At 61.2% G+C, this 26,685-nt stretch carries 24 protein-coding genes, 6 tRNA genes and 2 pseudogenes; 20 read left to right on the forward strand and 12 right to left on the reverse strand.

The features are described from left to right. Positions 1-11 precede the first annotated feature (11 nt). The 3 genes from OXH74_RS17795 (at position 12) to cysB (ending at position 2,558) form a co-directional block, all read left to right on the forward strand. Positions 12-917 carry a 5'-nucleotidase gene (locus tag OXH74_RS17795; protein ID WP_215369555.1) on the forward strand — a complete coding sequence of 302 codons (906 nt, stop codon included), beginning with the start codon at positions 12-14 and terminating at the stop codon, positions 915-917. Positions 918-961: 44 nt separating this feature from the next. Further along, positions 962-1,462, forward strand: coding sequence for a universal stress protein (locus tag OXH74_RS17800; protein WP_215369558.1), 501 nt, complete (start codon positions 962-964; stop codon positions 1,460-1,462). Positions 1,463-1,583: 121 nt separating this feature from the next. After that, on the forward strand, positions 1,584-2,558 hold the full coding sequence (cysB, locus tag OXH74_RS17805) for an HTH-type transcriptional regulator CysB (protein ID WP_375738157.1): 975 nt from the start codon (positions 1,584-1,586) through the stop codon (positions 2,556-2,558). Positions 2,559-2,788: 230 nt separating this feature from the next. Here cysB and OXH74_RS17810 read toward each other — a convergent pair whose 3' ends face one another. Next, positions 2,789-3,136 carry a hypothetical protein gene (locus OXH74_RS17810; protein ID WP_375738158.1) on the reverse strand — a complete coding sequence of 116 codons (348 nt, stop codon included), beginning with the start codon at positions 3,134-3,136 and terminating at the stop codon, positions 2,789-2,791. Positions 3,137-3,139: 3 nt separating this feature from the next. Next, entirely contained in the window at positions 3,140-3,874 is a 735-nt protein-coding gene (locus tag OXH74_RS17815; RefSeq protein ID WP_375738159.1) for a phosphoadenylyl-sulfate reductase, read from the reverse strand. Between the two features lie 188 nt (positions 3,875-4,062). Here OXH74_RS17815 and thrH point away from each other — a divergent pair, with 188 nt between their 5' ends. After that, complete coding sequence (gene thrH, locus OXH74_RS17820; RefSeq protein WP_215369566.1) at positions 4,063-4,680, forward strand: bifunctional phosphoserine phosphatase/homoserine phosphotransferase ThrH; 618 nt, start codon at positions 4,063-4,065, stop codon at positions 4,678-4,680. A gap of 119 nt (positions 4,681-4,799) precedes the next feature. On the opposite strand, the gene pabB is transcribed toward thrH, so the two are convergent. Then, positions 4,800-6,149 (reverse strand): aminodeoxychorismate synthase component I, encoded by a 1,350-nt coding sequence (pabB, locus tag OXH74_RS17825; protein ID WP_375738160.1) that lies wholly within the window; start codon positions 6,147-6,149, stop codon positions 4,800-4,802. A 652-nt stretch (positions 6,150-6,801) separates the two neighbouring features. Between pabB and OXH74_RS17830 the strand changes: the two genes are divergently transcribed. Beyond that, the gene (locus OXH74_RS17830) at positions 6,802-7,152 is read left to right on the forward strand and encodes a hypothetical protein (protein WP_375738161.1); all 351 of its coding nucleotides are present in this window, start codon (positions 6,802-6,804) and stop codon (positions 7,150-7,152) included. 176 nt (positions 7,153-7,328) lie between these two features. Here the strand turns inward: OXH74_RS17830 and OXH74_RS17835 are convergent, their stop codons facing one another. After that, complete coding sequence (locus OXH74_RS17835; RefSeq protein WP_375738162.1) at positions 7,329-8,678, reverse strand: class II 3-deoxy-7-phosphoheptulonate synthase; 1,350 nt, start codon at positions 8,676-8,678, stop codon at positions 7,329-7,331. A gap of 284 nt (positions 8,679-8,962) precedes the next feature. Here OXH74_RS17835 and OXH74_RS17840 point away from each other — a divergent pair, with 284 nt between their 5' ends. Then, positions 8,963-9,709, forward strand: a complete 747-nt coding sequence (locus tag OXH74_RS17840; protein ID WP_375738163.1) for a spermidine synthase — start codon at positions 8,963-8,965, stop codon at positions 9,707-9,709. Between the two features lie 142 nt (positions 9,710-9,851). Here the strand turns inward: OXH74_RS17840 and OXH74_RS17845 are convergent, their stop codons facing one another. Beyond that, a complete protein-coding gene (locus tag OXH74_RS17845) occupies positions 9,852-10,643 on the reverse strand; it encodes a crotonase/enoyl-CoA hydratase family protein (RefSeq protein ID WP_375738164.1) in 792 nt (263 codons plus the stop codon). 318 nt (positions 10,644-10,961) lie between these two features. On the opposite strand from OXH74_RS17845, the pseudogene OXH74_RS17850 reads away from it, so the two are divergent. Next, positions 10,962-12,693: pseudogene (locus OXH74_RS17850) on the forward strand (DEAD/DEAH box helicase). Between the two features lie 104 nt (positions 12,694-12,797). On the opposite strand, the gene OXH74_RS17855 reads toward OXH74_RS17850, so the two are convergent. After that, positions 12,798-13,565: a DODA-type extradiol aromatic ring-opening family dioxygenase gene (locus OXH74_RS17855; protein WP_375738165.1), complete on the reverse strand. Its 768-nt coding sequence runs from the start codon at positions 13,563-13,565 to the stop codon at positions 12,798-12,800. Between the two features lie 99 nt (positions 13,566-13,664). Here OXH74_RS17855 and OXH74_RS17860 point away from each other — a divergent pair, with 99 nt between their 5' ends. Then, positions 13,665-14,330: a thiopurine S-methyltransferase gene (locus OXH74_RS17860; RefSeq protein WP_375738166.1), complete on the forward strand. Its 666-nt coding sequence runs from the start codon at positions 13,665-13,667 to the stop codon at positions 14,328-14,330. A 107-nt stretch (positions 14,331-14,437) separates the two neighbouring features. Here the strand turns inward: OXH74_RS17860 and htpX are convergent, their stop codons facing one another. The 3 genes from htpX to OXH74_RS17875 form a co-directional block, all read right to left on the reverse strand. Continuing rightward, positions 14,438-15,310: a protease HtpX gene (gene htpX, locus OXH74_RS17865; protein WP_215369577.1), complete on the reverse strand. Its 873-nt coding sequence runs from the start codon at positions 15,308-15,310 to the stop codon at positions 14,438-14,440. 86 nt (positions 15,311-15,396) lie between these two features. Further along, complete coding sequence (locus OXH74_RS17870) at positions 15,397-15,855, reverse strand: hypothetical protein (RefSeq protein WP_375738167.1); 459 nt, start codon at positions 15,853-15,855, stop codon at positions 15,397-15,399. A 58-nt stretch (positions 15,856-15,913) separates the two neighbouring features. Beyond that, the gene (locus OXH74_RS17875; protein WP_375738168.1) at positions 15,914-17,125 is read right to left on the reverse strand and encodes a pyridoxal phosphate-dependent aminotransferase; all 1,212 of its coding nucleotides are present in this window, start codon (positions 17,123-17,125) and stop codon (positions 15,914-15,916) included. 178 nt (positions 17,126-17,303) lie between these two features. On the opposite strand from OXH74_RS17875, the gene msrB reads away from it, so the two are divergent. The 3 genes from msrB to OXH74_RS17890 all read left to right on the forward strand — a co-directional run bounded on the left by msrB (position 17,304) and on the right by OXH74_RS17890 (position 18,893). Next, on the forward strand, positions 17,304-17,696 hold the full coding sequence (msrB, locus tag OXH74_RS17880; protein ID WP_375738169.1) for a peptide-methionine (R)-S-oxide reductase MsrB: 393 nt from the start codon (positions 17,304-17,306) through the stop codon (positions 17,694-17,696). 244 nt (positions 17,697-17,940) lie between these two features. Continuing rightward, positions 17,941-18,426: a glutathione peroxidase gene (locus OXH74_RS17885; protein ID WP_215369581.1), complete on the forward strand. Its 486-nt coding sequence runs from the start codon at positions 17,941-17,943 to the stop codon at positions 18,424-18,426. Then, the gene (locus OXH74_RS17890; RefSeq protein ID WP_375738170.1) at positions 18,423-18,893 is read left to right on the forward strand and encodes a MarR family winged helix-turn-helix transcriptional regulator; all 471 of its coding nucleotides are present in this window, start codon (positions 18,423-18,425) and stop codon (positions 18,891-18,893) included. The genes OXH74_RS17885 and OXH74_RS17890 overlap by 4 nt, the downstream gene beginning before the upstream one ends. On the opposite strand, the gene OXH74_RS17895 is transcribed toward OXH74_RS17890, so the two are convergent. Then, the gene (locus OXH74_RS17895; protein ID WP_375738171.1) at positions 18,874-21,201 is read right to left on the reverse strand and encodes an ATP-binding protein; all 2,328 of its coding nucleotides are present in this window, start codon (positions 21,199-21,201) and stop codon (positions 18,874-18,876) included. The genes OXH74_RS17890 and OXH74_RS17895 overlap by 20 nt on opposite strands. 98 nt (positions 21,202-21,299) lie before the next feature. Between OXH74_RS17895 and OXH74_RS17900 the strand changes: the two genes are divergently transcribed. Together OXH74_RS17900 and OXH74_RS17905 are read left to right on the forward strand one after the other, a co-directional pair. Continuing rightward, entirely contained in the window at positions 21,300-22,190 is an 891-nt protein-coding gene (locus OXH74_RS17900; RefSeq protein ID WP_375738172.1) for an ATP-binding protein, read from the forward strand. Continuing rightward, positions 22,187-22,678 (forward strand): GAF domain-containing protein, encoded by a 492-nt coding sequence (locus OXH74_RS17905; RefSeq protein ID WP_375738173.1) that lies wholly within the window; start codon positions 22,187-22,189, stop codon positions 22,676-22,678. Before OXH74_RS17900 ends, OXH74_RS17905 begins: the two co-directional genes overlap by 4 nt. Positions 22,679-22,843: 165 nt before the next feature. Here OXH74_RS17905 and OXH74_RS17910 read toward each other — a convergent pair whose 3' ends face one another. Together OXH74_RS17910 and OXH74_RS17915 are read right to left on the reverse strand one after the other, a co-directional pair. Continuing rightward, entirely contained in the window at positions 22,844-23,506 is a 663-nt protein-coding gene (locus tag OXH74_RS17910) for a glutathione S-transferase family protein (protein WP_375738174.1), read from the reverse strand. 36 nt (positions 23,507-23,542) lie between these two features. Next, a complete protein-coding gene (locus tag OXH74_RS17915; RefSeq protein ID WP_375738175.1) occupies positions 23,543-24,313 on the reverse strand; it encodes a hypothetical protein in 771 nt (256 codons plus the stop codon). A gap of 233 nt (positions 24,314-24,546) precedes the next feature. On the opposite strand from OXH74_RS17915, the gene OXH74_RS17920 reads away from it, so the two are divergent. From OXH74_RS17920 to OXH74_RS17950, 7 genes and pseudogenes are all read left to right on the forward strand, one after another. Then, positions 24,547-24,622: transfer RNA gene (locus tag OXH74_RS17920), tRNA-Glu, on the forward strand. Positions 24,623-24,637: 15 nt separating this feature from the next. After that, positions 24,638-24,713: transfer RNA gene (locus OXH74_RS17925), tRNA-Gly, on the forward strand. 32 nt (positions 24,714-24,745) lie between these two features. After that, positions 24,746-24,821: transfer RNA gene (locus tag OXH74_RS17930), tRNA-Glu, on the forward strand. Between the two features lie 15 nt (positions 24,822-24,836). Further along, a tRNA-Gly gene (locus tag OXH74_RS17935) sits at positions 24,837-24,912 on the forward strand. Between the two features lie 32 nt (positions 24,913-24,944). Further along, positions 24,945-25,020 (forward strand) — tRNA-Glu (locus OXH74_RS17940). 15 nt (positions 25,021-25,035) lie between these two features. Then, positions 25,036-25,111: transfer RNA gene (locus tag OXH74_RS17945), tRNA-Gly, on the forward strand. Between the two features lie 376 nt (positions 25,112-25,487). Continuing rightward, positions 25,488-26,514 (forward strand): annotated as a pseudogene (locus OXH74_RS17950) (IS110 family transposase). Positions 26,515-26,685 lie beyond the last annotated feature (171 nt).

Raw genomic sequence — 26,685 nt, forward strand, 5'->3', positions numbered from 1 at the left:
GGGCAAAACCTATGGGCGCGGGATTGGGTGACAAGCTGGTGCTGGCAATCTCATCGCGGGCGCTGTTCGACCTCGATGAAAGTCACTCGATCTATGAATCGCAGGGCATAGCGGCCTACCGCCAGTATCAGATTGACCATGAGGAGGAAGTGCTTGCCCCCGGCGATGCCTTTCCTCTGGTCCAGAAGCTGCTGGCGATCAATGAGGCGCTCGAACAGCCCCGCGTCGAGGTCATCCTGGTATCGCGCAACAGCGCTGATACCGGGTTACGCGCATTCAATTCGATCCAGCACTACGGGCTGGCAATTTCCCGGGCCGCGTTTGTCGGCGGGCGCAGCCCTGAGCCTTACCTGAGGGCCTTTGGTTGCCACCTGTTTCTCTCCACCCATGCCGATGATGTGCGTAATGCCCTGCAAAGTGGCTATGCCGCGGCGACCATCCTATCGGGTGGCCCACGCCGTGCAGCCAGTAACGAGCTTCGCATCGCATTCGACGGAGATGCGGTGTTGTTTTCCGATCATTCGGAACGTATCTATCAGCGTGGTGGTCTGGAGGCGTTTCAGGCTCATGAACGCGATGCCGCCCGCGCACCGCTGGATGGTGGGCCTTTCAAACCCTTCCTGGCTGCCCTCAATCGGCTCCAGCAGGAGTTCCCGCCGGAGGCTTGTCCCATTCGCACAGCTTTGGTGACGGCCCGGTCGGCCCCAGCCCACGAGCGGGTCATACGCACGTTGCGCGAATGGGACATCCGCCTGGATGAGTCCTTCTTCCTTGGTGGTCTGGAGAAAGCGGCCATTCTCGAGACATTCGGTGCTGACGTTTTCTTCGACGATCAGGCAGGACATTGCGAAAAAGCCCGTGAAGTTGTCGCTACCGGGCATGTTCCTCATGGCGTGAGCAACGAGCCGCAGTTCTGACTAAGCTCTTTTGAGGCCCGCCAAGAAAGGCAGTAGGAGGCCTCATGATCCACTCGATTCTCTATGCGACGGACCTCGGTCTCTACGCCCCTTATGTTTTGCAACATGCGCTTCATATGGCCAGGGCTTTCAACGCCCAGCTCTACGTGGTCCACGCGGTCGAGCCCCTTGGCTTGTTCGCTGAGTCCGTCCTGCAGACCTATCTTGACGACGACACCCTGAAAGAACTCCGTGCCAAGGGCTTGGGCACCGTCATGTCGAGTATCGAGCAGCGTGTGCTCGAAGGGTTTCGCGATGAGATGGGGGAAGCCTTGCAGGATCTTGACCTGATCCGTGCGGTTCGCGTGGTTCAGGGCGACCCGCCGCAGGTGATTCTGGAGGAAGTGCAGAAGCTTTCGGTCGATCTGCTGGTCGTTGGCAGTCACAGCCATGGTGCGGCGCTTGATACCCCCTTGGGGAGGACTGCTGCGCGGCTCGTGCAGCTTTCCGAAGTGCCGGTCTACCTTGTGCCGATGCTTCAGCACCGTGGTCGAGGCGAGTTCTGAAAGCCGTTTGGACGAATGGTGTGCAAAGCAGAAAAAAACGTCTAGTTTTATTCTTCGAACCATTAATATGGTTATAAACGCCGCTGAACTCCTGCGTCGTCATTCGTTTTGAGGATCGCTTATGAAGCTCCAGCAACTGCGCTACATCTGGGAAGTGGCGCACCACGACCTGAACGTGTCCGCTACTGCGCAAAGTCTCTACACCTCGCAGCCGGGCATCAGCAAACAGATTCGCCTGCTGGAGGATGAGCTCGGGGTCGAGGTGTTTGCTCGCAGTGGCAAGCATCTCACCCGTGTGACCCCGGCAGGGGAACGCATCATCACGACGGCGGGAGAAATCCTGCGCAAGGTCGAAAGCATCAAGCAGATCGCCCAGGAGTTCTCCAATGAGAAGAAGGGCACCCTGTCCATCGCCACCACCCATACCCAAGCGCGCTATGCGCTACCGCCGGTGATTGGCAATTTCATCAAGCAGTATCCGGACGTCGCCCTGCACATGCATCAGGGTACGCCCATGCAGATTGCCGAGATGGCGGCTGACGGCACGGTCGACTTTGCGATCGCCACCGAGGCGCTGGAGCTGTTCGGTGACTTGGTGATGATGCCCTGCTATCGCTGGAATCGTTGTGTCATCGTGCCTCAGGGGCACCCGCTGGCCAAGCTGCCGAAGTTGACGCTCGAGGCGCTGGCCGAGTACCCCATCGTGACCTACGTGTTCGGTTTTACCGGGCGCTCGAAGCTAGACGAAGCATTCAGCCACCGCGGGCTGACCCCAAAAGTTGTATTCACCGCCGCCGACGCCGACGTGATCAAGACCTATGTGCGCCTCGGCTTGGGAGTTGGGATCGTTGCCAAGATGGCGGTAGACGCCAAGCTGGATAGCGACCTGGTGGTGCTGGATGCCAGTGAACTGTTCGAAGCCAGCGTGACCAAGATCGGTTTCCGCCGCGGCACCTTCCTGCGTGGCTTCATGTGTGACTTCATCGAGAAGTTCGCGCCCCACTTGACGCGTGAAATGCAGGCCAAGGCCATCCAGTGCCACAACAAGGCAGAGCTGGATGAGCTGTTCCACGATGTGAAGTTGCCGACCTACTGAACGGCGCCCCCCAGCACCTGAAAATCCCGGCAGAAGCCGTAATGCCATTCAAATAAGAAAAACGCCGCTTGGCCCCCAGCGGGAAAGCGGCGCTTTTGGGTTTGGCGCTATCAAGAACTCGGCGTCCCCACCCGCTCCTGCGGAGCCTTCAGCACCATTGTCGACGCCTCAACAGCTGACACGGACATCGCCTACGTGAGCAGCATTACGGCAGATGCCGAGCTTTTCGTTCAGAGCAGGTCCAGTCCGTCGCGTCCGGCCAACTGCTTGAACTGTTCACGCTCCGCATCGGCAGCCGGGGGCGAAGGTGGTTGCAGGACATCGCGCACCAGGGCCAGGAAGACCGTGTAGATCTGCTCGCGGCCGTCGTCATGGCGGACCACGAAAAATGGTGCCGTATCCACGCCGTAGTGTTGCGCGACCATCCAGCCGGGACTCGAAGGATCGCGCTCATCCGCCACCAGGATGCGGTCGATCCGTCCCATATGACCGCCGCGCTCCAAGCGTTCCATCACGTCCCGGCACTTGCGGCAATCCTGGCCGTCGGCCAGGACCTTTTTCACCAGCGTGATCCGCACGGATCAGGCCTTGCTGATCAGGTTGCCGGCGTGCAGGCCGCACTCCTTCTGCGTGGCTTCTTCCCACCACCAGCGCCCTTCGCGTTCGTGCTGTTTGGGCAGAACGGGGCGGGTGCAGGGTTCGCAGCCGATGCTGATGAAGCCGCGTTCATGCAGCGGGTTGTAGGGGATTTCCAGCATACGGATGTAGGCCCAGACTTCCTCACTGCTCATCTGCGCGAGAGGGTTGAACTTGTACAGCGGCTTTTCCGGTGTCGAGAAGGCACCGTCCAGTTCCAAGGCGGCCACTTGGGAGCGGGTGCCCGGGCTCTGGTCGCGACGTTGTCCGGTCGCCCAGGCCTTTACCGTCGACAGCTTGCGCTTGAGCGGTTCGATCTTGCGGATGCCGCAGCATTCGCCGTGGCCATCCTTGTAGAAGCTGAACAGGCCCTTTTCCTTGACGAAGGGTTCCAGCAGGCGCGGATCGGGTGATACCACCTCGATGGCGATGCCGTAGTGCTCGCGCACCTGTTCGATGAAACGGTAGGTCTCAGGGTGCAGTCGGCCGGTATCGAGGCTGAAGACGTTGACGTTCTTGTTGAGTTTCCACGCCATGTCCACCAGGACCACGTCCTCGGCGCCGCTGAAGGAGATCCACAGGTCATCGCCAAAAGACTCGAAGGCGAGCTTCAGGATGTCCTGGGGCGACTTGTTGGCATAGGCCGCCGCGAGTTCGGCGACATCGAAGGTTTGGCTCATCAGGCTGGCTTCCTAGTTGTAATGGCGCGGGGCGCTCTATCGTCGGCATGTTAGCAAATAGGATTTATGCTCCTAAATAACTAACAGAAAGCACTACTGCGTTCTTTGGCTATAAGGCCCGCGTTGCGCCGGCCCGGGTGAGCAGATAGAGTGCCGCCTTCTCACAAAAATCAAACGGGGAATTGCTCGTGGAAATCGCCTGTCTCGACCTTGAAGGTGTTCTCGTTCCGGAAATCTGGATCGCTTTCGCGGAAAAAACCGGAATCGAAGCGCTCAAGGCGACCACCCGGGATATCCCGGACTACGACGTGCTGATGAAGCAGCGCCTGCGTATCCTCGACGAGCATGGCCTGAAACTGTCTGACATCCAGGAAGTCATCGCGACCCTCAAGCCTCTGGATGGCGCTGTGGAGTTCGTGGATTGGCTGCGTGAGCGCTTCCAGGTGGTGATTCTTTCCGACACTTTCTACGAGTTCTCGCAGCCGCTGATGCGCCAGCTCGGCTTTCCGACGTTGCTGTGCCATCGCCTGATCACCGACGAGACCGATCGCGTGGTGGGTTACCAGCTGCGCCAGAAGGACCCCAAGCGTCAATCCGTGATCGCCTTCAAGAGCCTCTATTACCGTGTCATTGCGGCGGGTGACTCGTACAACGACACCACCATGCTCAGCGAGGCGCACAACGGGATCCTGTTCCACGCCCCTGAGAACGTGATTCGCGAGTTCCCGCAGTTCCCGGCAGTCCACACTTACGAAGACCTCAAGAGCGAGTTCATCAAAGCCTCCAGCCGCTCGCTGAGCCTCTGAGTGCCCGTCTGTGAAAAAGCCCGCCAAAGCGGGCTTTTTCATTTCTGTCATGGACTGACCATGGAGGTGTGGGGTGGAGGCGGGTGCAGTCCTCAGGAACACTCTCTCAGGTGCGGCCCTCAGCCCTCCAGTGCTTCCAGCGTCTCCAGCAGGACCTTCACCTTGGTGATGGACTCCTGGTATTCCGCCTGCCAATCGGAGTCGGCAACGATGCCGCCGCCGCCCCAGCAACTGGCCTGGCCGTCCTTGACCAGGACCGTGCGAATGGCAATCGAACTGTCGAGCTCGCCACGTACGTCCAGATAGAGCAGGGAACCGCAGTAGATCGAGCGGCGCGTCGGCTCCAGCTCATCAATGATCTGCATGGCCCGGATCTTTGGCGCGCCGGTGATGGAGCCGCCCGGGAAGCTGCCAGCGATCAGATCCAGCGCGTCCTTGCCGGGAGCTAGATGGCCGGTGACGCTGCTCACCAGATGATGCACGTTGGGGTAGCTCTCAAGGGCGAAGAGTTCTGGAACCCGAACCGATCCCGTGGCGCAACTGCGACCCAGATCGTTGCGCAGCAGGTCGACGATCATCAGGTTCTCGGCGCGGTCCTTGCGGCTGGCCAGCAGCTCGTCCGCTTGCGCCTGGTCTTCCTCTGGCGTGAGTCCACGAGGACGTGTGCCTTTGATTGGCCGGGTTTCCACCTGGCCGTGGCTGACCTTGAGGAAGCGCTCTGGTGACAGGCTGAGGATGGCGCCACCACCAGACAAGACCTGGTAGCCCGCGAATGGCGTGGGGCATGCCTGACGCAGGGCCTGGTAGGCCGTCCATGGGTCCCCTTCGCAGGGCGCCTGGAAACGCTGGGTGAAGTTCACCTGGTAGCAGTCGCCTGCCTGGATATAGGCCTGCACGCGCTCGATCGCATTCCTGTATTGCGCTTCAGCCAGATTCCTGGCGAATGGTGCCGTCAACCGGAATGGGCCAGTCGCTGAGGTGCAGGGTTCGCTGAATAGTGCGATCAACCTCTGGCGTTCGGCTTGGGCCAGGCTCGGGTGGAATACCAACTGGCTGGTGCGTGTCTGGTGATCAGTGACCAAGGCCCAGGCATACAGCCCGATGCCTGCATCGGGCAGCAGGAGGTCGTCGCGGGACTGCTGAGGCAACTGCTCAAGGCGACGACCGAAGTCGTAGGCCAGGTAGCCGATCAGTCCGCCGACGAACGGTAGCTCGACGCCATTGGGTGGCGATGCCTCCCCAAGGCCGGCCAGGGCCTCGCGCAGGCGCTGAATGAAGTCGTTGGCCGATTCGTCAGGTAGTGGCGCTAACTCTGCCAATGGCCAGGCGCTGAAGAGGTCATAGCGTCCACGGCAGGCCACTGGACGGCCGGCATCCAGCAAGACGGCGCCAGGTGCCGAACGGAGCAGGGCAAAGCGTTCGCAGGGTGATTCGTGGTAGGGCAGGTAGTGAAGTTGGCAGTCAGGCATATAGGGACGCAGGCTGGGCGCAAGAGCGGATTCTAGTCTGCCTCCAGTATTGATCCTAGAGCCTTTTCTCAAGTTTGCGCGGCAAATGCATTCTGATAGTTATGTACCAACCCCACGGAGAACCACCTTCGTTCCAGAACGATAGCGACATACGGATTCAGGCTTTGGACGCAGTCCTCAACCCCGTTGCAGGTAGCCTTCAGTATTCGAAACTCATAACTCCCCCCAGGCAGCTCCTGACTATTTGCCGAGATTGCAGATCCAGGCTGCCTTGGTCGCTCATCCCCATGCGCGGCTGTTGTTGTTTTCCGTTCCCGCCGGTTTTGGCAAGAGCACTGCCCTGGCGGCCCTGGCCGAAGCGTGTCGGGCGGGCTTGCACTGCGGTCGCCGGGCCCCCGGCATTTCTCGCTGGCTGTTGGCAGCTGCTCGCTGCTGCCGTTGAACTCCGCCACTTCGAGGGCCAAGGGCTGGCTTCTGGAGTTCAGTCGCGACGAGTTACGTCTGTCCGTCAACCAGACCCGTGAGTACCTGGAGCGGATAGGCCGGCAATTGTGCCGCACTGACCGCTTTGCATAGCCATACCGAAGGGTGGGTGATTGGTCGGCAGCAGGCCAGCCTCCGGCTCCGACACCAGCCCCATGCAGCTGAACAGATGGATCGCCTCGGCAGCGGTCGGAGACCCCTCAGCCAATACCTGCTCGCCAACGCCTTCGAGCAACTCTCCGCGGAGATGCAGGGTGTGCTGCTGGCCCTCGGGAATGCCAGCCAGTTGAGCGGTGACCTGGCCAACGCCTTGACCGGCCACCGGGACGGTCAGGAGCTGTTGGAACGACCGAAATCCATGCAGCTGTTCCTGCTGCCGCTGGGCCGTGAGCGGCAGTGGTATTGCTTACATCACCTGTTTGCCGAGTTCCTCCGTGGTCGCCTGAAAACCAGCGATCCGGAGTGCTTCAAACAACTCCACTTCAACGCCAGCCTGGAGTTCACCCATCACAATGGATGAAGATCACAGCTGGATCACTCTGGACAGCAAGGCGTCCAAGCGGTCCTTGCAGGGGGGCGCTGAGCGAGTCCGGGCTGCAGGTTCACGAGCATGCGGAGCAGGGCTCGATCGAGCTGGCGATCGTTCGTTAAACACTGAATGTGCAGCCCTTGGGCAAGGGCTGCGACAGGCGTCCATCAGCGACGAATCTGCTTCAGGGTTTCGGCAATCAGGAAGGCCAGCTCCAGGGACTGGTCGGCGTTCAAGCGCGGGTCGCAATGGGTGTGGTAACGGTCGGAGAGGCCGTCTTCGGTAATCGGACGGGCGCCGCCGATGCACTCGGTGACGTTCTGCCCGGTCATCTCAATGTGGATGCCGCCGGCATGGCTGCCCTCGGCCTGGTGCACTTGGAAGAACTGCTTGACCTCTTCGAGGATGCTGGCGAAATCGCGAGTCTTGTAGCCGCTGGATGCCTTGATGGTGTTGCCGTGCATCGGGTCGGAGCTCCAGAGCACCTTGCGACCTTCGCGCTGGACGGTGCGGATCAGTCGCGGCAGATGCTCGCCGACCTTCTCGGCGCCCATGCGCACGATCAGGTTCAGGCGGCCGGGATCGTTGTCCGGGTTGAGGATATCGATCAGGCGGATCAGCTCGTCACTGTCCATGCTCGGACCGACCTTGACCCCAATGGGGTTGCCGACGCCGCGCAGGAACTCGACATGAGCGCCGTCCAGCTGGCGCGTCCGGTCGCCGATCCACAGCATATGCGCGGAGCAGTCGTACCAGCCGCCGGTGAGGCTGTCACGGCGCACGAAGGCCTGTTCGTAGTTCAGCAGGAGGGCTTCGTGGGCGGTGAAGAAGCTCGCTTCACGTAGTTGCGGTGCGCTGTCCAGACCGCAAGCCCGCATGAAGGCCAGACTTTCATCGATGCGGTCGGCCAGCTGGCTGTACTTTTCGGTCAGCGCCGAGTTGGCGATGAAGTCTAGGTTCCACTGGTGAACCTGGTGCACATCAGCGAAGCCACCCTGGGCGAAGGCGCGCAGCAGGTTGAGGGTGGCCGTGGCTTGGTGATAGGCGTGCAGCAGGCGCTCCGGATCGGGCACCCGGCTGACCGGGTCGAAGCCGATACCGTTGACGATATCGCCGCGGTAGGCGGGCAGGGTGACGTCCCCTTGGGTCTCGTTGCCCGAAGATCGCGGCTTGGCGAACTGGCCGGCCATACGCCCGACTTTCACCACGGGGCAGCCGGCGGCGAAGGTCATGACAATCGCCATCTGCAGCAGCACCTTGAAGGTGTCGCGAATCTTCGCAGCGGAGAACTCGGCAAAGCTTTCCGCGCAGTCGCCACCTTGCAGCAGGAAGGCCCGGCCTTCGGTGACTTCGGCGAACTGCCGGCGAAGCTCCCGCGCCTCACCTGCGAATACCAGCGGCGGGTAGCTCGCCAGAGTCTGCTCGACATGCGCCAGTTTGTCGGCATCCGGGTATTCGGGCTGCTGCTGGATGGGTTTGTCCCTCCAGCTCTCGGGGCTCCACTCTTGGCTGTTCATCAGGGTCTCGATACGGCTGCTTGCGGGGAATGCGCCATGTTAACCGATTGACCTGGGGCACGTGGGGCTGCGAGCGTCGCTGCGGCCTAGGTGAGCGCATACCTGCTGGAGATGTCCTTGGCGCTGGTATCCTATTCGAGCTTTCTTCAGGCAGCTGTGGCTGACTGGGTGATGGCGGGACTAAGCCGGCAGCGATGATTCTGGCTTCAATGGCAATTGGCGCCTGATATGGCGCCACGCTGGTGCTTGCTAGCGGCACCGGCCTTGAGTGGGATGGAATTGTGATGTCCGAGGAGCGTCTGCTCGCGGAAGTGCGCGATGATTTCGGTGTGATCCGGGTATTCGAGGTGGGCGATTATCGCGTCCTCGAGTTCGGCGAGGCCGTGGAGCAGAGTTGTGTGTTCACGGCTGATCCCACCTGGCTCGAATACGACTACACCCGCGCGATGCTTATTGGTGCGCTGTGCCACGAGGCGCCGGAGACGGCGCTATTCCTCGGCCTGGGGGCCGGGACCCTGACTCAGGCCTGCCTCAAGTTTCTGCCGCTCGACGACGTCGAGGTCATCGAGCTGCGCCCGGACGTGCCCCGCCTGGCCATGGAGTACATGGGCCTGACGGATGATCCGCGCCTGTACGTGCGAATCGGCGATGCCCTCCAACTATTACCCAGCGCTGAGCCGGCCGACCTGATCTTCGTTGATCTCTATACCGACCATGGGCCTGGGGTAGGGCATCTGGCCTGGGATTTCCTCGGTGCTTGCCAGAAACGCCTCAGCCCCGGAGGCTGGCTGGTGATCAACCAATGGGCCGCAGATGACGGCAAACCCCTCGGCGCGGCCCTGCTACGGGGACTGTTCCATCGGCATTACTGGGAGTGCCCGGTGAAGGAAGGCAACGTCATCCTCATCGTGCCTGCCGATCTTGATCAGCAACTGGATCGTGAGGCTCTGAATGCAAGGGCAGAAGCCCTGGCACCAAGGCTGGGCTACTCCCTGCAGCCCTTGCTGGACGTGCTGCGCGAGGCGAGCTGAGGCTTGGCGGACTGTACTGTGGGTGCGGACTCATTCGCAAAGGGCTGTGCAGCAGCCCCCAGACTTGAAAGGCATTCCTTCGGGCTGCTTGGCGAATGACTTCGCCCCGCAAGAAAGCTGCCGGTATGGCCGTCGCGTTAATCTACCTGCCCTTGAAATGCCCGGCGCGTTGTTCCTGCAGGGCGCGCAGACCTTCTTTGGCGTCATCGCTGTCCAACAACTGTTGTGCAACAAGTGCCAGCGCTGCCGCAGCGGCTTCTTCGCCTTCGTTGACAGTCTGTCGAGCCGAGGCCAGGGTAGCCTTGATCCCCAGCGGCGCTTGCGCCGCCACTCGCTCGGCCAGCCAGATGGCGCGTGGCAGGAGGTCTTCACTGGCCAGCACCTCTTGCACCAGGCCCAGGCGATAGGCCTCGTGGGCATCGAACTCGTCACCGGTCAGCAGCCAGCGCATGGCATTGCCCCAGCCAGCCACTTGGTGCAGTCGCAGTGTGGCGCCCGCGAAGGGGAAGATGCCGCGCTGTACTTCCAGTTGAGCAAAGCGTGTATTGCTAGCACACAGGTTGATATCGGCCGCCAGCATCAGCTCGATGCCGATCGTGTAACAGTAGCCCTGCACGGCCACCAGCAGGGGCTTGGACAGGCGCTGGCCGCCGAAGGTGCCCCAGGCGTCGATTGCGCCTGCCGGCAGCCGCCACCCGGTGCGGAAGGTTTCGCCGACATTGGCGAGGTCCAGCCCAGCAGTGAAGTGGTCACCGTGAGCGAACACCAGCGCGCAGCGCGCGTCATCGTCCCGTTCATATTCACCCAGGGCCAGAACCAGGTCGTCCAGCATGGCTTGGTCGAAGGCATTGCGCTTGGCCACGCGATCAAGGCCGATGAGCATGATGTGGCCGCGCTTTTTACGGCTGACGCGGCCGACAGAGCTTGAAGGCATGGCGGTTTCCTCATGCGAGTGGCGGGGGCGCACGAGGGGTATAGTCGTCGAGTATTTCCTTGTCCATTGCGTTGACCGTCCGACGGGGTGCAAAGAGGCGGTACAGAAAAACCTGCACGGCAAGAATGTTTTTCCTGTATGATGCGCGCCGGCCTGCAAACGGCCCCGTTCAGGAACTGCGTTTTATCCGAGGCCTTGTGCCTTCGGCTGCAAGTCCGCGTCGCGGACTACCCTTGACGATTCATCCATTCCTAAAAAAGCGTACTCGCAAATTCTCTACCAGGCTGCCAGGGTGACCCACAAGGTCCTTCACGGCATGTGCAGCCATGGAACAAGGGTCTTTGCGGATGCACATTGAGGCAGACCCATGACCCAGGAACTCGGCACCTTCGCCGCGCTCGGCCTTCATCCCAATGTTCTCGCCGCAATCTCTGCGGTTGGCTATGAAGAACCGTCCCCCATCCAGGCCCAGTCGATTCCGGTGATCCTCGCCGGTCACGACATGATTGGCCAGGCCCAGACCGGTACCGGCAAGACTGCAGCCTTCGCGCTGCCGATCCTGTCGCGCATCGATCCGGCCAAACGAGAGCCGCAGGCGCTGATCCTGGCACCGACCCGCGAGCTCGCACTGCAAGTTGCAACCGCCTTCGAAACCTACGCCAAGCAGATGCCCGGCCTGAGCGTGGTCGCTGTCTACGGTGGTGCACCCATGGGCCCGCAACTCAAGGCCCTGCGCCAAGGCGCCCAGGTTATCGTGGCAACCCCCGGTCGTCTCTGCGACCACCTGCGTCGTGACGAGAAGCTGCTTGCCACCGTGCAACAGCTGGTGCTCGACGAGGCGGACGAGATGCTCAAACTCGGCTTCATGGACGACCTCGAAGTGATCTTCGAGGCCCTTCCTGAGAGCCGTCAGAGCGTCCTGTTCTCGGCTACCCTGCCGCCGTCGATCCGCTCGATCGCCGAACGTCACCTGCGTAACCCGCAGCACGTCAAGATCGCCGCCAAAACCCAGACTGTGGCTCGTATCGAACAAGCCCACCTGATGGTCCATGCCGACCAGAAGACCGGCGCCGTTCTGCGTTTGCTGGAAGTCGAAGAGTTCGACGCGCTGATCGCTTTCGTGCGCACCAAGCAGGCCACTCTGGACCTGGCCAGTGCCCTCGAAGCCAAAGGCTACAAAGCTGCTGCGCTGAACGGCGACATCGCCCAGAACCAGCGTGAGCGCGTGATCGAGTCCCTCAAGGACGGTCGTCTGGACATCGTGGTCGCTACGGACGTAGCCGCCCGTGGTATCGACGTACCGCGCATCACCCACGTATTCAACGTGGATATGCCGTATGACCCCGAGTCCTACGTACACCGTATCGGTCGTACCGGCCGTGCGGGTCGTGATGGTCGTGCACTGCTGCTGGTGACTCCGCGTGAGCGCCGCATGCTGCAGGTGATTGAGCGTGTCACCGGCCAGAAAGTGGCCGAAGTGCGCCTGCCCAACGCCCAGCAAGTGCTGGACGCCCGCATCAAGAAGCTGACTGCCAGCCTCACTCCGCTAGTGGCCGAAGCCGAAGCCAGCCATGGCGAACTGCTGGACCGCCTGATTGCCGACATCGGCTGCAGCCCCCGTGCCCTGGCCTCGGCGCTGCTGCGCAAGGCCACCAATGGCCAGGCGCTGAATCTGGCGGATGTCGAACGCGAACAGCCGCTGGTGCCGAGCTCCCAGCCGCGCGAGCGTCGCGAGCGTGATGGCGAGCGCGGTGAGCGCGGTGAGCGTGGCGAGTACCGCGAGCGTCGCGCCCCGGTTCCGCTGGCCGAAGGTCGCGTACGTTGCCGCACTGCCTTGGGGACGCGCGACGGTATTGCCGCGAAGAATCTGCTGGGCGCCATCCTAAACGAGGGCGGCATTGCGCGTGAAGCGATTGGCCGAATTCAGATCCGCGAGACCTTCAGCCTGGTCGAGCTGCCGGAAGAAGGCCTGGACCGCCTGCTGGGCAAGCTGAAGGACACCCGTGTGGCCGGCAAGCAGCTGAAGCTGCGCCGCTACCGCGAAGACTGAAGCACCTGGCGATAAATGAAAAAGCCCCGCATTGCGGGGTTTTTTTATGTGTGGTGCGTGGAGGAAACGAATTCGCCCCCATGCACAGAAAGCAGGTGGCGCGGCTAATCGAACCGGTAGATATCCATTCCCAGCGCCCCCAGGGTGAAGCCGCTGTGCACCACCTCGAAGCGGCTGCCTGCGCCGCGGGCGAAGTACAGCGGCAGCAGGTGTTCATCACTGGGATGGTTTCGTACGGCATGTGGCGCGAGTTTGCGATAGTCGTGGAGCGCACCTTCGTCATCGGTCTTCAAATGGGCCACCATCCAGTCGCGAAACTCGCGAGCCCAGGGACTAATGACGTCAGGGCCGGCGCGCCAGTCCAGTTCGCCCAAATTGTGGGTGATACTTCCCGAGCCGATCAGCAGGATGCCCTGCTCGCGCAGCGTTGCCAGTGCACGGCCAACGCGGGTCAGGAATGCCGGGCCAAGCCGGCTTGGCAGCGAAAGCTGTACGACCGGGATATCTGCGTCCGGGTACATCAGCGACAGGGGCACCCAGGTCCCGTGGTCGAAGGGGCGCTCGGGGTCGACTGAGGCCGGCAGGCCAGCCTGGTTCAGTTGTGCAGCGACGGTTGTAGCCAGCCCGGGGGCGCCGGGTGCAGGATACTGCACGGCGTAGAGGGCCTGCGGAAAGCCATGGAAATCATGCCAGGTGGCGGGCTGGGCGGCACCAGAGAGCAGCAGGCTATCGCTCTCCCAGTGCGCGGAAACCACAAGAATGGCGCGTGGCCTCGGTAACGCGTCGGTCAGTTGTTTCAAGGCAGGGCCACTGGCGCCAGGTTCCAGCGCAAGCATCGGCGAGCCGTGGGAAATGAACAGGCTGGGTAGCATTTCGGAATTCCTCGGGTAGGATGCCGGCATCATCAAGGCTGGATATATCGATTTCCAGTATAAATTGTTGAACTTATCAATCGAATTGTTGGAGGCGTCATGGACGAAGCATTCTGGCTCGCGCGCTGGGAGCAGGACCAGATCGGGTTCCACCTGCGCGAGGTCAACCCCTACCTGCAGCGTTATTGGCCAAGCCTGGGTTTGGCGCGGGGTAGCCAGGTGCTGGTGCCGCTCTGCGGCAAGACCCTGGACATGGCCTGGCTGGCGGGGCAGGGATATCGGGTTCTAGGCGTGGAGTTGGCACAGCGAGCGGTGGAGGACTTCTTCGCCGAGCAAGGGCTGGAGCCGGACGTTCGCCAGGAGGGTGCGTTGCAGCGCTATAGCGCGGGCGCTGTCGAGATCCTGCAGGGTGATTTCTTCGCCGTGTCGCCTGAGCAGGTAGCTGATTGCAAGGCATTGTATGACCGGGCCGCACTGATCGCCTTGCCGCCGGCTATGCGCGAGGACTACGTGGCGCATCTGTCGTGCCTGCTGGCACCCGGCAGTTGCGGTTTGATGGTGACGCTCGACTATCAGCAATCGCGCCTTGATGGGCCGCCGTTCTCAGTCCCGGAGGCAGAGGTGCGCGAGCGCTTCGCCGGTGGCTGGCAGTTGGAGCTGCTGGAGCGTTGCGATGTGTTGGAGAAGAACTGGAAGTTTGCGTCGCGTGGATTGGATAGCTTGCACGAGCCGGTGTTCCGGCTGCGTCGGGTGGCGGCAGCGTAAGGGGAGGCGGATCCTGGGGTCACTTGGCGAATGAATTTGCCGCTACAGGAGAAGCTGCAGGCAAAAAAGAGGGCGGCCATGGCCGCCCTTAGTCAGTGTGAGTCGTTTCAGCCGCGACGGCGCAGGGCTTCGATGCGCTCTTCCAGCGGCGGATGGCTCATCAGCAGGCCGGCCAGTCCGTGCTTCAGGCCGCCGTTGATGCCGAAGGCAGCCAGGCTGTCGGGCATCTGGACCGGGACGCCTTGCTCGGCGCGCAGGCGCTGCAGGGCACCGATCATGGCGTTGGTGCCGGCCAGGCTGGCGCCGGCTTCGTCAGCTTTGAACTCGCGACGGCGCGAGAACCACATGACGATGATGCTGGCCAGAATGCCAAGGACCAGCTCGGCGAAGATGGTCGCGATGAAGTAACCGATGCCCGGACCCTCTTCATTCTTCAGGATGACCTTGTCGACGAAGTTGCCGAAGATCCGCGCGAAGAACATGACGAAGGTGTTCACCACGCCTTGGATCAATGCGAGCGTCACCATGTCGCCGTTGGCTACGTGGCCGATCTCGTGGGCCAGCACGGCGCGTACTTCATCGGGCGAAAAACGCTCCAGCAGGCCCTGGCTCACGGCCACCAGTGCGTCGTTCTTGTTCCAGCCCGTTGCAAAGGCGTTGGCCTCGTAGGCGGGGAAAATGCCGACTTCCGGCATCTTGATTCCGGCCTCGCGGGACAGTTGTTCGACGGTTTGCAGCAACCACTGCTCGTGGCGTGTACGCGGCTGAGTGATGATCTCGGTACCGGTGCTCATCTTCGCCATCCACTTGGAGATGAACAGCGATACCAGCGAGCCGGCAAAACCGAACACGGCGCAGAAGACCAGCAAGCTGCCATAGTTCTGGCCGGTAAAGCGGTCCACCCCGAGCAGTTTCAGCGTGATGCTGGCGATTACCAGCACTGCAAGGTTGGTGGCCAGGAACAACAGGATGCGCATCATGGTTGGATCAGTCTCCTCACGGGGAAAACGTTCGTTACTGCGGGGTATATAAGGGGCAGCCCTGGCGTATTCAACCAGGGACTATTTCAAACTGTGTCGCTTGAGGCCTGGGGATTGGCCCTGTCCTCGAAGATTAGCCTAGCCAGGCGTGCCAGGCGTTCGCCGTCGGCGCCGCGCAGGGCCTCACGAAGTTGCTGGGCGAGGCTCGCGCGAACGCGCAGCAAACTGGGCGGGAGTGGCTGATCCAATTGCGCATCATCCGGGACTGCGCGGGACATTCGCAGGAAGCCTTTTTCGCTCAGCACGGCCTGGTCCAGCGCTTCGAAGTGAAGGGTACTGTCGTAACGCAGGTAGCCTTCTTCAGCGAGCCAGAGAAGAGCGGCGAGACAGCTCTCGTGCCGTTTGCTCGGTAGGCCGAACTCGTCCGGCTGCTCGGGGCCAATCAGGTCCTCCACGTACAACGCAATACGTCGTGGAAACGCGTGGTAGAGCTGGAGCAGGCCGGCGGCGCAGTCCTTGTAGAAATCGTCGATCTGCAGGTCCATGGGCTAGCCTGGCAAGCGCTGGCTGCGCCGCCGTGGTTGGGCCACGGCGGCGCAGCCTTTACTGGTGATAGGACTTGAGGAAGCTGCCGATGCGCCCGATGGCTTGCTCCAGGTCGTCGACGCGGGGCAGGGTGACCACGCGGAAATGGTCCGGCCACGGCCAGTTGAAGGCGGTTCCCTGGACGATCAGCAGCTTCTCGGAGAGCAGCAGGTCGAGGACGAACTTCTCGTCGTTATGGATCGGGCAGACCTTGGGGTCAATCTTCGGGAAGGCGTAGAGCGCGCCCATGGGTTTGACGCAGCTGACGCCGGGGATGTCGTTGAGCAGTTCCCAGGTGCGGTTGCGCTGCTCCAGCAGGCGGCCGTTGGGCAGCACCAGGTCATTGATGCTCTGATAGCCGCCGAGGGCGGTCTGGATGGCGTGCTGGCTCGGCACATTGGCACATAGGCGCATGTTGGCCAGGATGTCGATGCCTTCGATGTAGCTCTGGGCCTTCTGCTTCGGGCCGGAGATGGCCACCCAACCGGAGCGGAAACCTGCCACGCGGTAGGACTTGGACAAGCCGTTGAAGGTCAGGCACAGCACGTCCGGTGCCAGCGAGGCTGTGGAGATGTGGATGGCGCCATCATAGAGGATCTTGTCGTAGATCTCGTCGGAGAAGAGCACCAGATTGTGTTGGCGGGCCAGCTCGACCATGCCTTCCAGCACTTCCTTGGAGTACACGGCGCCGGTTGGGTTGTTCGGGTTGATGATCACCATGGCCTTGGTGTTCGGGGTGATCTTGGCCTTGATGTCCTCGAGGTCCGGCCACCAGTTGGCCTGCTCGTCGCACTGGTAATGCACGGGCTTGCCGCCGGCTAGGCTGACCGAGGCTGTCCAGAGTGGGTAGTCCGGCGCCGGGATCAGCACTTCGTCACCATTGTTGAGCAGCGCCTGCATGCACATCACGATCAGTTCGGACACGCCGTTGCCGAGGTAGATGTCTTCGATGCCGATGCCTTCCACCTGCTTCTGCTGGTAGTACTGCATGACAGCCTTGCGGGCGCTGAACAGACCCTTGGAGTCGCTGTAACCCTGCGCGGTCGGGAGGTTGCGGATCACGTCCTGGAGGATTTCTTCCGGAGCTTCGAAACCGAACGGCGCCGGGTTGCCGATGTTCAGCTTGAGGATGCGATGGCCTTCCTCTTCCAGGCGCTTGGCGTGCTTGAGCACCGGGCCGCGGATGTCATAGCAGACGTTGGCGAGCTTGTTCGATTTGCTGACCTGCATGATGCTGGATGTCCCGAGGTGGAAAGCGCCGCAGCGGGCGGCGACTGGCTGGTATCTGTGCGCCTTGGCAGGGTGTAACACGGCTGCCAGACTGGCGTCTTATGAAGCGCGCATGATACGTGCGGCCCGATGACCCGAAAAGGCCGGGCCAGGCTTTTTTCCACTGCCGAGGACTGCCATGGACAAGCTAGACAAACCCCTGGAAAGCTGGCGCGAAGAGCTTTCCGAAGCCCAGTTCCACGTCTGTCGCCTGGGAGGCACCGAGCGTGCCTTTACCGGCGAGTACTATGCCACCAAGACCCCTGGAATCTACCGTTGCGCCTGTTGCGGCACGGCGCTGTTCGACTCCGATGCCAAGTACGACTCCGGCAGTGGCTGGCCGAGCTACTTCCAGCCGGTCAGCAAGGAGGCCATCGCTGAACAAGAGGACAATAGCCATGGCATGCATCGCATCGAAGTCCGTTGCGCCCGTTGCGATGCGCACCTGGGGCATGTTTTCCCCGACGGCCCGCGTCCCACCGGCTTGCGATACTGCATCAACTCGTTGTCGCTGAAGCTCGAGCCACGCTGAGATTGGTTGTCCCCCAATTGAGTCATGGGTTGCGTCCCTTGTAGGAGCGAGCGTGAGTGCGAATGGGGAGTGGGCTTTCGCGAGCAAGCTCGCTCCTACAACAATGATTTCCGCTCGGCAGCTGTACCTGACTTGGAGTTGGCCTTGAGTCGGATGCGGACTCTCTGTATATGGAAATAAATTGCGCACAATTTAATTGCTCGCTATTTTGATGGGGCCACTTACTTTTCAGCAGGTTTCCATCATGAGCACCGCCCTCTTCGATATCCCGGTCACGACCATCAAAGGCGAGCAGAAAACCCTCTCTGATTTCGGCGGCAAGGCGCTTCTGGTGGTCAATACCGCCAGCAAGTGTGGCTTTACCCCGCAGTATCAAGGGCTGGAGAACCTCTGGCAGCGGTACAAGGACAAGGGGCTGGTGGTGCTGGGTTTTCCCTGCAATCAGTTCGGTAAGCAGGAGCCGGGCGACGAGGGGGCGATCAGTGAATTCTGCGAGTTGAACTTCGGCGTCAGCTTTCCGCTGTTCAAGAAGATCGAGGTCAACGGTTCCGGCGCCCATCCTCTCTATGTGCAGCTGAAGAAGCGCGCACCAGGTCTGTTAGGCAGCCAGGGCATCAAATGGAACTTCACCAAGTTCCTGATCAGTCAGGACGGCAAGCTGATCAAACGTTTCGCGCCGACCACCAAGCCGGAGGATCTGGGCGCGGAGATCGAAGCCCTGTTGAAATGAACGCGTCAGGCTCCATGAATCCAGAACTGCTGCTGGACAACCAGCTCTGCTTCAAGCTCTACGCTGCTTCCCGCACGATCATCCGTGGTTATCGCCCGCTGCTGGAGAAGCTGGGTCTGACCTATCCGCAGTACCTGGTCATGCTGGTGCTGTGGGAGTGGCAGGCGAAGCCGCCTGAACTACCAACGGTGAAAGCGCTGGGCGAGCGATTGATGCTGGACTCCGGGACCCTGACGCCCTTGCTCAAGCGGCTCGACCAGCTCGGCTTGGTGCAGCGTCGACGCGCTGCGCACGACGAGCGAGAGGTCCACTTGGCCCTGACACCGCAAGGGGTGGAGCTACGCGGCCAGGTGATGCCTCTGCGCGCCGAGCTGATTTGCAAGAGTGGCTTTGACCTCAGTGAGATGGGCGCTCTCCGAGGGGCGCTCGATCAGCTTCTGGGACAGCTCACGGCGCAGCCTGAGTAGCGGGCAGCCACGTATCGAGCAGCGTCTCCAGTTCTTCGCGCCGGAATGGTTTGGCCAGGTAATCGTTCATGCCTGCGGCGTGACAGCGTTCGCGCTCGTCAGGCAGGGCGTTGGCGGTCAAGGCGATCACCGGCAGGTCTGGCCAGCGTCCACTCTGTCGAATCCTTCGGGTTGCCTCGTAGCCGTCCATCACGGGCATGTTGCAGTCCATCAACACCAGGTCGACGGCGTGCTGTTCCAGTCGGCTGAGCGCTTCGCCGCCGTGACCGGCAAGCAACACCTCACAACCGAGCTTGGCCAGCATGCCCTTGGCCACCAACTGATTCACGGCGTTGTCCTCTACCAGCAGCACCTTTGCATTGTGCCTTCTGGGCAGGGGAGCCTCGATGGTCTGCGTCGGTTGTTCTTCTGGCTGTTTCAGGAGTACCCGTTGCAGGGCCTGGTAGAGGGGTGTTCGGGCCAGCGGGCGGGCAAGTTGCTGCAAGGGGGCCAGTGCGTTGATCTGGGCTGCAGACAGGAAGCTGGCATAGCCGGTAACCAGGAGGATTGGTGCGCCTGAGGCTTTGCGCAGGCTCTCCAGGCGTTCGGGGTGGTCGCTGATCAATAGGTCCGCTTCCAGTCCAGCGGGGTCTGCTTCGGGATCTTTTCGCTCGTAGTCAAGATTCCAGACCGGTAGCCAGGTCTGCAGCAGTTCTCCCAAGCCGCCGCCTGCACTGCAGAATGCTGCTACCCGGCCCATCAAGGGAGCGTTGTGTTCCGCGGGTGCCTGCTCGACCAGCGGCAGCTCGGCGCTGAACAGGCTGCCCAGCCCCTCTTGTGACCTGACCTCGAGCTGGCCCTGCATCGCTTCGCAAAGGTGGCGGGTCAGCGCCAGGCCAAGGCCGGTGCCGCCGAACTGGCGAGTAATGCCTGCGGTGGCTTGTGAGAACGGCTGGAACAGCTTCGGCAATGACTCGCTGGAAATGCCGATCCCCGTGTCTCGTACGCTGATGAGAACACCTCCTTCGCAAGGGGCGACGCGCAAATCGACGCGACCATGCCGGGTGAACTTGAGCGCGTTGGACAGCAGGTTGCTGATCACCTGCCGCACCCGGGTCGGATCTCCGGTGACCAGCGCAGGAAGGCTGGGGGCGATGATGCAGGTGAGTTCGACACCTGGGGCGGCATTCTGGGAAAGCAGGTTGGCGGTGTCTTCGGCCAGCGTGCCGAGGTCGAACGGAATCCGCTCCAGTTCCAACTGGCCGGCCTCGAACTTGGACAGGTCGAGAATATCGTTGAGCAACTCCACCAGCACGGTTCCCGAGTCGCGGGCGATCTGAAGCTGACGGCGCTGTTCGCTGCCCAACGGCGCATCCAGAGCCAGGTCAAGCATCCCGAGCAGGCCGTTGAGCGGCGTGCGGATCTCATGGCTCATATTGGCAAGGAACGCCGCGCGTGCCTTGGCCATCTCCAGTGCGGAACTGCGAGCGGCTTCCAGTTCCTGGTTGTAGCGGCTGAGCCGGCTATTGGCGGCTTTCAGCTCGGCGGTGCGGGCCGACACGATGTCTTCCAGTTCGCTGAGGTACTGGTTCAAGCGTTGGTCGGCTACGCGACGTTGCTGCATTTCGGTCGCCAGGTTGGCCAGGTGGCGATTGGTGACCTCCACCAATACGCCGATTTCGTCCTGTTCATGACCGGGAGGGCAGGGCAACTTGGCATCCGGTTCCCTGCCGGGGCTGCCTTCACTGAGTGAGCGGATCAATCCCACCAGCGGCTTGGTCAGCATGCTGTAGAACAACACCAGCAGGATCAACGACAGCAACAGGCTGCGCACGAAGCCGCTGAGCAGCGTAAGCATGGCGCGTCGAAGGAAATCACTGCCGAAGGCATAGGTATCGACCTCCAGGCGCAGGACGCCAAGCACTTCATTGGGTGCGTGGACGATATAAAGCGGATCTTCGAAGTCGCGGCGCTCGCCGAAGAGAAAGTCGCTGAGCATTCGAAAGTCGCTTTCCGTGCGCGCCCGGTTGACGCTCGCCAGCACTGCGCCGTTGTTGTCAATGATCTCGGCGCGAATGACAGCAGGTGAGCGCAGCAGGCCGGTGACCAGCTCCTGGGCCAGTTCGGCGTCGATGTTGTAGGCGATGCGGGCCGCGGGGCTGTGGCTGATCTGCAGCAGCGCCTGGATCTCGCGGTCGATCGAGGCATCTTCGTTGATGTAGTCGTTCGCGACCTGGATGATGCTGAGGACCGTTCCGAGGATGAACGCCACCAGCACCGTGAGGCTGGCCTGCTTGAACGACAGGCGTTGAGTCAGCGGAATGTCCATGGGGGCGGGGGGTGGCCTTGTTCCGTGAGCTTGCCAAGCATAGCCTATCCGGTCTTCCCGCAGTGCCTGGTGACTGCGGCTGAGCCAAGGAGTTGACCGTGGATTCCCGTTTGAATGCCTTTCTCGAGCGCGCCGATGCTGTTCTCGCGCGCCTGGAACCCCTGCTGCCGGCAACCCGGCCTGATATCGACTGGCAGCAATGCCTGGCGGCGCGTTGGCACCGTGAAGGTCGCGGCGGTTACCTACAGCCGCTGCAGGTGAGTCTGGACCTGGATCTGAGCGACCTGATTGGTGTCGATAACCAGCGTGAGCAGCTCGCTCGCAACACGCGCCAGTTCGTCGATGGGTTGCCTGCCAACCACGCGCTGCTCTGGGGTGCCCGTGGTACCGGTAAATCGTCCCTGGTGCGCGCCTTGTTGGCGGAGCACGCGGGGGCAGGGCTGCGGCTGATTGAGATCGAGCGTGACCACCTGGCGGACTTGCCGCGGGTGGTCGAGCAGATCGCCGGGGTTGCCCAGCGCTTCGTGCTGTTCTGCGATGACCTCTCGTTCGAGGCGGGCGAGGGTGACTACCGGGTGCTCAAGAGCGTGCTGGACGGCTCCCTCGAGCGTGCGCCGGACAATGTCCTGCTCTATGCCACCTCCAACCGCCGCCACCTGGTGCCGGAGAAACAGAGTGACAACGAGCATTGGCAGATGGTCGATGGCGAACTGCACCCCAACGAGGCGGTCGAGGACAAGATCGCCCTGTCGGATCGTTTCGGTCTCTGGCTGTCGTTCTATCCCTTCACGCAGGAGCATTTCCTGGCCGTGGTGCGCCACTGGGTCGGCGTGCTCGCCAAGTCGGCGGGGCTGGAATGGGAATGGAGCGAGGATCTGGAGAAACTGGCGATTCGCTGGGCCCTGGGACGGGGCAATCGCAATGGCCGTTGTGCCTATCAATTCTCCCGTCAGTGGGTCGGGCTGGCGCTCCTGGAGCAAGGTAAATGATCGATCTTCAGCAGGCCGGTAGCGGGCTTGCCGGCTACGCGCTGCTGGCGGCCCAATTGGAATCGCTGCTGGCGGATGAGCGTGATTTCATTGCCAACAGCGCCCAGTTCGCGGCTTTCCTCTACAGCGAGCTGCCCGATTTGAACTGGGCCGGCTTCTATCTGAATCGCAACGAACAGTTGGTGCTGGGGCCATTCCAGGGCAAGGTCGCCTGCGTGCGCATTCCCTTCAGCAAGGGCGTCTGCGGCGCAGCGGCCAGCACGCGGCAGACCCAGCGTGTCGACGATGTGCATGCGTTTCCAGGGCATATTGCCTGCGACAGTGCCTCCAATAGCGAATTGGTGGTGCCGCTGGTGAAGGACGGGCGATTGATCGGCGTGCTGGACCTGGATAGTCCGGAATTGTCGCGTTTCAGCGCAGAGGACCAGCTTGGGATCGAGCAATTAGCGGTAATTTTCCTGCGTCTGACGGACTGCAGTGGTCTTTGAGTGACAAGTAGCCCGGACTCAGTCCGGGCTACCGCTCGAATGAGTGCCGTGTGGAAGGGCACGCTGCGCACCAGTCTGGCATCGATCGCTTCCTCCCCCGGTTGAAATGCCTGAGTTGGTGCGCATGGCGCACCTTACGGTCGGCATTCGCAGTTGCGGTAGATTTCAGGCTCTGCCACTGAGCTTGGCCAGTATCTTCTGTTCGCCGGGGAGCACCGCTTGCACGGATTCACGTGCCTTCATCCGTCCGTAATGGGCAGCCAGCCTGGGCCAGCGCTCGGCGTCCAGTTGTTCACAGCCATGCTCCATGTTGATCAACTGGCTGGCAAAGGCGATGTCGGCCATGGTCAGGCGCTCGCCCACGAAGAACTCCGCACCGCCCAGGGTCTTTTCCAGGTAGTTGAAGTGCTGCGGTAGCTTGTCAGTCAGTGCTGCCTGCACAGCCGCTTCGTCGCAGGGCTGGCCCATGGTGGGCTTGAGCGCGCGATTACGAAACACCGTGAAGGTGCTTAGCGGTGCCAGTTCGTAGTCCGCGTACTTTTCCAGCCAGCGCACCTGGGCGCGCTCGTTGGTATCGCGTCCATAGAGCGGTGCGAGTTCACTGTGCTTGTCCTCCAGGTACTGGCAGATCACGCTGGAGTCGGCGAGGCTGAAATCGCCGTCGCGCAGCGCGGGTACCCTGCCCAGAGGGCTCAACTCGCGGTACCACGCTGGTTGCGCAAAAGGCGAGACGATCTCCAGTTGGTAATCCAGGCCTTTCTCCAGCAGATAAAGGCGTACTTTGCGGACAAATGGGGAGAGTGGGGCGCCGTAGAGGGTAAGACTCATCAAGGGTGTCCTTGTCTGATTGGATCAGCGTGAAGGTCAGTCGTAGATGTTCTTCTTTTTCCAAAGATCATCGTCATCCATTGACTTCAGACCCTCGGTCAGCTCGCTCGGTTCGTTGATTTGCGGTTGTGCTGTCTCTAGAACCAATGCGTTGGCGCGGGCGAGGTGGGCCTGCAGTTGTTGCTTCTGGTTCTGGTAGCGTGCCGGGTCGGGTTGCTTTTGCAGGTACTGCACGCCTCGCTCGAACGCCAGCCGCGCTTGTCGAGGCTGTTCCTCCTGCACCGCTTGCAGGCCGAGGTTGGTGAAGAACTCAACATGCAGTTGGACCAGCAGGTCGCGAATTTCCTTGACCCAGTTCTTGGCGTCGTTAGCCGCCAACAGTCCATCCTGGGCAGCGCGACCGATCTGGCCATGTAACCCTTCGAGCTGAAAGCGGACTTCCTTTGCCTTGGCTTCGCTGAGGATCTTTTGTGGCGCGTTGGTGACGGGGATGGCTTCGCCCAGGTTGGCCAGTACGCGGAGCTCCTCGAGCCTGGCCTTCAGGCGGGCATCCTGCTTGTCCAGCTGCTGCAGGCTTTCGCCCAGTTGAAGCTGCAGTCGGGTCAGGAGGAGTTTCAGGGCAGGGGAGACCATTTGCCCAGGCATCGTTTCGGAGAGATCGCCGCAGCGGCGGATCCGGTCGGTCAGATCGGCTTTCTTGCGGGCTTTTTCCAGCTTGGTGTTTTCCACCATGTGATTGATGTAGCCAATGACGATCAGAATCACGATACCGACGACGATCAACAGGGTGATCACGAGTGGCGACATCTGAAAGGCTCCCGCGCACTTATAGGAATTGCGCCGGAGTGTAGAGGCTTGGTTGCCATGCTCATAGAGGTGGTTCAAAAATTGAGCAGAAGTCGTTGATTTTAAAAAGTATTTCAAGGAGGGTTGACGGGTGTTGAAAGGCTCCCTAGAATGCGCGCCACTTCGACGCGATGCCCGATGGGTAAAGTGGAGAAGCCGGAAAAAGCTGAAAGCTGTTGTAAGTTCCGGGCCGCGTCCCCTTCGTCTAGTGGCCTAGGACACCGCCCTTTCACGGCGGTAACAGGGGTTCGAGTCCCCTAGGGGACGCCAGTTTCAAAGTTGCATGCGGGAATAGCTCAGTTGGTAGAGCACGACCTTGCCAAGGTCGGGGTCGCGAGTTCGAGTCTCGTTTCCCGCTCCAGATTTTCAAGCAATGCTTGTTGAGCCTTGTTTGTCCCCTTCGTCTAGTGGCCTAGGACACCGCCCTTTCACGGCGGTAACAGGGGTTCGAGTCCCCTAGGGGACGCCAGTTTCAAAGTTGCACGCGGGAATAGCTCAGTTGGTAGAGCACGACCTTGCCAAGGTCGGGGTCGCGAGTTCGAGTCTCGTTTCCCGCTCCAGATTTGCAAGCAATGCTTGTTGAGCCTTGTTTGTCCCCTTCGTCTAGTGGCCTAGGACACCGCCCTTTCACGGCGGTAACAGGGGTTCGAGTCCCCTAGGGGACGCCAGTTTCAAAGTTGCACGCGGGAATAGCTCAGTTGGTAGAGCACGACCTTGCCAAGGTCGGGGTCGCGAGTTCGAGTCTCGTTTCCCGCTCCAAATTATGATCTACAGATGTCCACCGAACTCTGTAAGTCATTGAAAAAGGGCCGTAAGGCCCTTTTTTCGTTCCGGCAATATCTACTGGAATCTTCCCCCAGCCAGGACTTTTAAGTCCATTTTTGAGTCCATCTTTACGGGGGTGGTTGCCGAGTTGTTGCTGGAGGAGTGCGGTCTGCGAGACAAGCATCTAGTCCTGACTTCTGTTCAGGAACTCGATCGTGGCACCCGCTACGACAAGTTGGCCAGAAGTTTTGCCGCGATGGCCACACTGGCTTGCACGCTGCGCTGCCTACGGCAGTACTAATGGGATGGTCACCCCCACACCCTGCCAGGGGTTAGGCTCTGGCTGGGGGCATTCACGGAGACCATCATCATGAGCGCAGTCGCACTGGTAGGCATCGATCTCGGCAAGCACAACTTCCATCTGCATGGGCAGCACAAGTCTGGGCGAGAGGTTTTCCGCAAGAAGGCGACGCGTCCACAGATGATGCGATTCTTGGGCAACCTGCCAAGCTGCACCGTGGCGATGGAGGCTTGTGCCGGATCGCATTTCGTGGCCCGCCAACTGATAGCGATCGGGCATGAGGCGAAGCTGATCTCACCGCAGTTCGTGCGGCCCTTCGTCAAGGCTAACAAGAACGACTTCGTTGATGCCGAGGCGATCTGCGAAGCGGCTTCGCGACCGGCAATGCGCTTCGCGACGCCCAAGACCGAGGCGCAGCAAACCCTGTCTGTGCTGCATCGAATCCGTGACTCTCTGGTGCGCGATCGCACCAAAACCGCCAACCAGGTCCACAGGCTTCCTGTTGGAGTTCAGTATCAGCCTGCCGAAAGGGCTGTCGTTGGTCAGGTGTTTGCCGAACACACTGGCCGAGCATGAGCTGCCGCCTCGGTTGATCATGCTGCTAACACGTCTACACCAGCACTTCTGCTACCTGGATGAACAGATCAGGGAGTTGGACAAGGAAATGGCCAGCCAGCTTGCCGAAGACGACCTCGGAACTCTCCTGTTGACCATACCGTGTGTGGGTCCGATCACGGTCAGCTTGCTGTCGGCCGAGATGGGCAATGGTAAACAGTATGGCGGCAGTCGTGATTTCGCGGCTTCGGTGGGACTGGTTCCTCGCCAGTACAGCACGGGAGGCCGAGCCAACAAGCTGGGCATCAGCAAGCGCGGCGACAAGTACTTGCGCCGCCTGCTGGTGCAATGCGCCAGGGTCTACCTCCAGCGCCTGGAGTTCCAGCAGGGCGCCTTGGCCGACTGGGTGCGCTCGTTACGCGAACGACACCACTCGAATGTGGTGGTCTGCGCCTTGGCCAACAAGGTTGCTCGCGTTGCCTGGGCGATAGCCGCCAACCGCTCGAGATTTGACGCAGAGCCAAGCACTTCCGGAGCCTGACCCCGCGCCTACAGCAGGACCACGAACACCCTTTCAGGTTTGCGATGTTGAACAATTGATGACGTGAACGGCCCACCGGCCTAGCGAACAACCTGGTACGAAAGGAGGCTTTCGAAGCCGCCGTGCTTTTAAGGATCGCTAGGTGCGACTCTCATCGTGGCACGGGGCAGG

Source organism: Metapseudomonas boanensis, assembly GCF_042232855.1.
GTDB lineage: Bacteria > Pseudomonadota > Gammaproteobacteria > Pseudomonadales > Pseudomonadaceae > Metapseudomonas > Metapseudomonas boanensis.

Excerpts from the sequence above, each read along its gene's own strand:
- OXH74_RS17795 (WP_215369555.1), top strand. The coding sequence starts at position 12 with ATGGGCGCGGGATTGGGTGACAAGCTGGTGCTGGCAATCTCATCGCGG.
- OXH74_RS17800 (WP_215369558.1), top strand. The coding sequence starts at position 962 with ATGATCCACTCGATTCTCTATGCGACGGACCTCGGTCTCTACGCCCCT.
- cysB (WP_375738157.1), top strand. The coding sequence starts at position 1,584 with ATGAAGCTCCAGCAACTGCGCTACATCTGGGAAGTGGCGCACCACGAC.
- OXH74_RS17815 (WP_375738159.1), bottom strand. The coding sequence starts at position 3,874 with ATGAGCCAAACCTTCGATGTCGCCGAACTCGCGGCGGCCTATGCCAAC.
- pabB (WP_375738160.1), bottom strand. The coding sequence starts at position 6,149 with ATGCCTGACTGCCAACTTCACTACCTGCCCTACCACGAATCACCCTGC.
- OXH74_RS17830 (WP_375738161.1), top strand. The coding sequence starts at position 6,802 with ATGGATCGCCTCGGCAGCGGTCGGAGACCCCTCAGCCAATACCTGCTC.
- OXH74_RS17835 (WP_375738162.1), bottom strand. The coding sequence starts at position 8,678 with ATGAACAGCCAAGAGTGGAGCCCCGAGAGCTGGAGGGACAAACCCATC.
- OXH74_RS17840 (WP_375738163.1), top strand. The coding sequence starts at position 8,963 with ATGTCCGAGGAGCGTCTGCTCGCGGAAGTGCGCGATGATTTCGGTGTG.
- OXH74_RS17845 (WP_375738164.1), bottom strand. The coding sequence starts at position 10,643 with ATGCCTTCAAGCTCTGTCGGCCGCGTCAGCCGTAAAAAGCGCGGCCAC.
- OXH74_RS17855 (WP_375738165.1), bottom strand. The coding sequence starts at position 13,565 with ATGCTACCCAGCCTGTTCATTTCCCACGGCTCGCCGATGCTTGCGCTG.
- OXH74_RS17860 (WP_375738166.1), top strand. The coding sequence starts at position 13,665 with ATGGACGAAGCATTCTGGCTCGCGCGCTGGGAGCAGGACCAGATCGGG.
- htpX (WP_215369577.1), bottom strand. The coding sequence starts at position 15,310 with ATGATGCGCATCCTGTTGTTCCTGGCCACCAACCTTGCAGTGCTGGTA.
- OXH74_RS17870 (WP_375738167.1), bottom strand. The coding sequence starts at position 15,855 with ATGGACCTGCAGATCGACGATTTCTACAAGGACTGCGCCGCCGGCCTG.
- OXH74_RS17875 (WP_375738168.1), bottom strand. The coding sequence starts at position 17,125 with ATGCAGGTCAGCAAATCGAACAAGCTCGCCAACGTCTGCTATGACATC.
- msrB (WP_375738169.1), top strand. The coding sequence starts at position 17,304 with ATGGACAAGCTAGACAAACCCCTGGAAAGCTGGCGCGAAGAGCTTTCC.
- OXH74_RS17885 (WP_215369581.1), top strand. The coding sequence starts at position 17,941 with ATGAGCACCGCCCTCTTCGATATCCCGGTCACGACCATCAAAGGCGAG.
- OXH74_RS17890 (WP_375738170.1), top strand. The coding sequence starts at position 18,423 with ATGAACGCGTCAGGCTCCATGAATCCAGAACTGCTGCTGGACAACCAG.
- OXH74_RS17895 (WP_375738171.1), bottom strand. The coding sequence starts at position 21,201 with ATGGACATTCCGCTGACTCAACGCCTGTCGTTCAAGCAGGCCAGCCTC.
- OXH74_RS17905 (WP_375738173.1), top strand. The coding sequence starts at position 22,187 with ATGATCGATCTTCAGCAGGCCGGTAGCGGGCTTGCCGGCTACGCGCTG.
- OXH74_RS17910 (WP_375738174.1), bottom strand. The coding sequence starts at position 23,506 with ATGAGTCTTACCCTCTACGGCGCCCCACTCTCCCCATTTGTCCGCAAA.
- OXH74_RS17915 (WP_375738175.1), bottom strand. The coding sequence starts at position 24,313 with ATGTCGCCACTCGTGATCACCCTGTTGATCGTCGTCGGTATCGTGATT.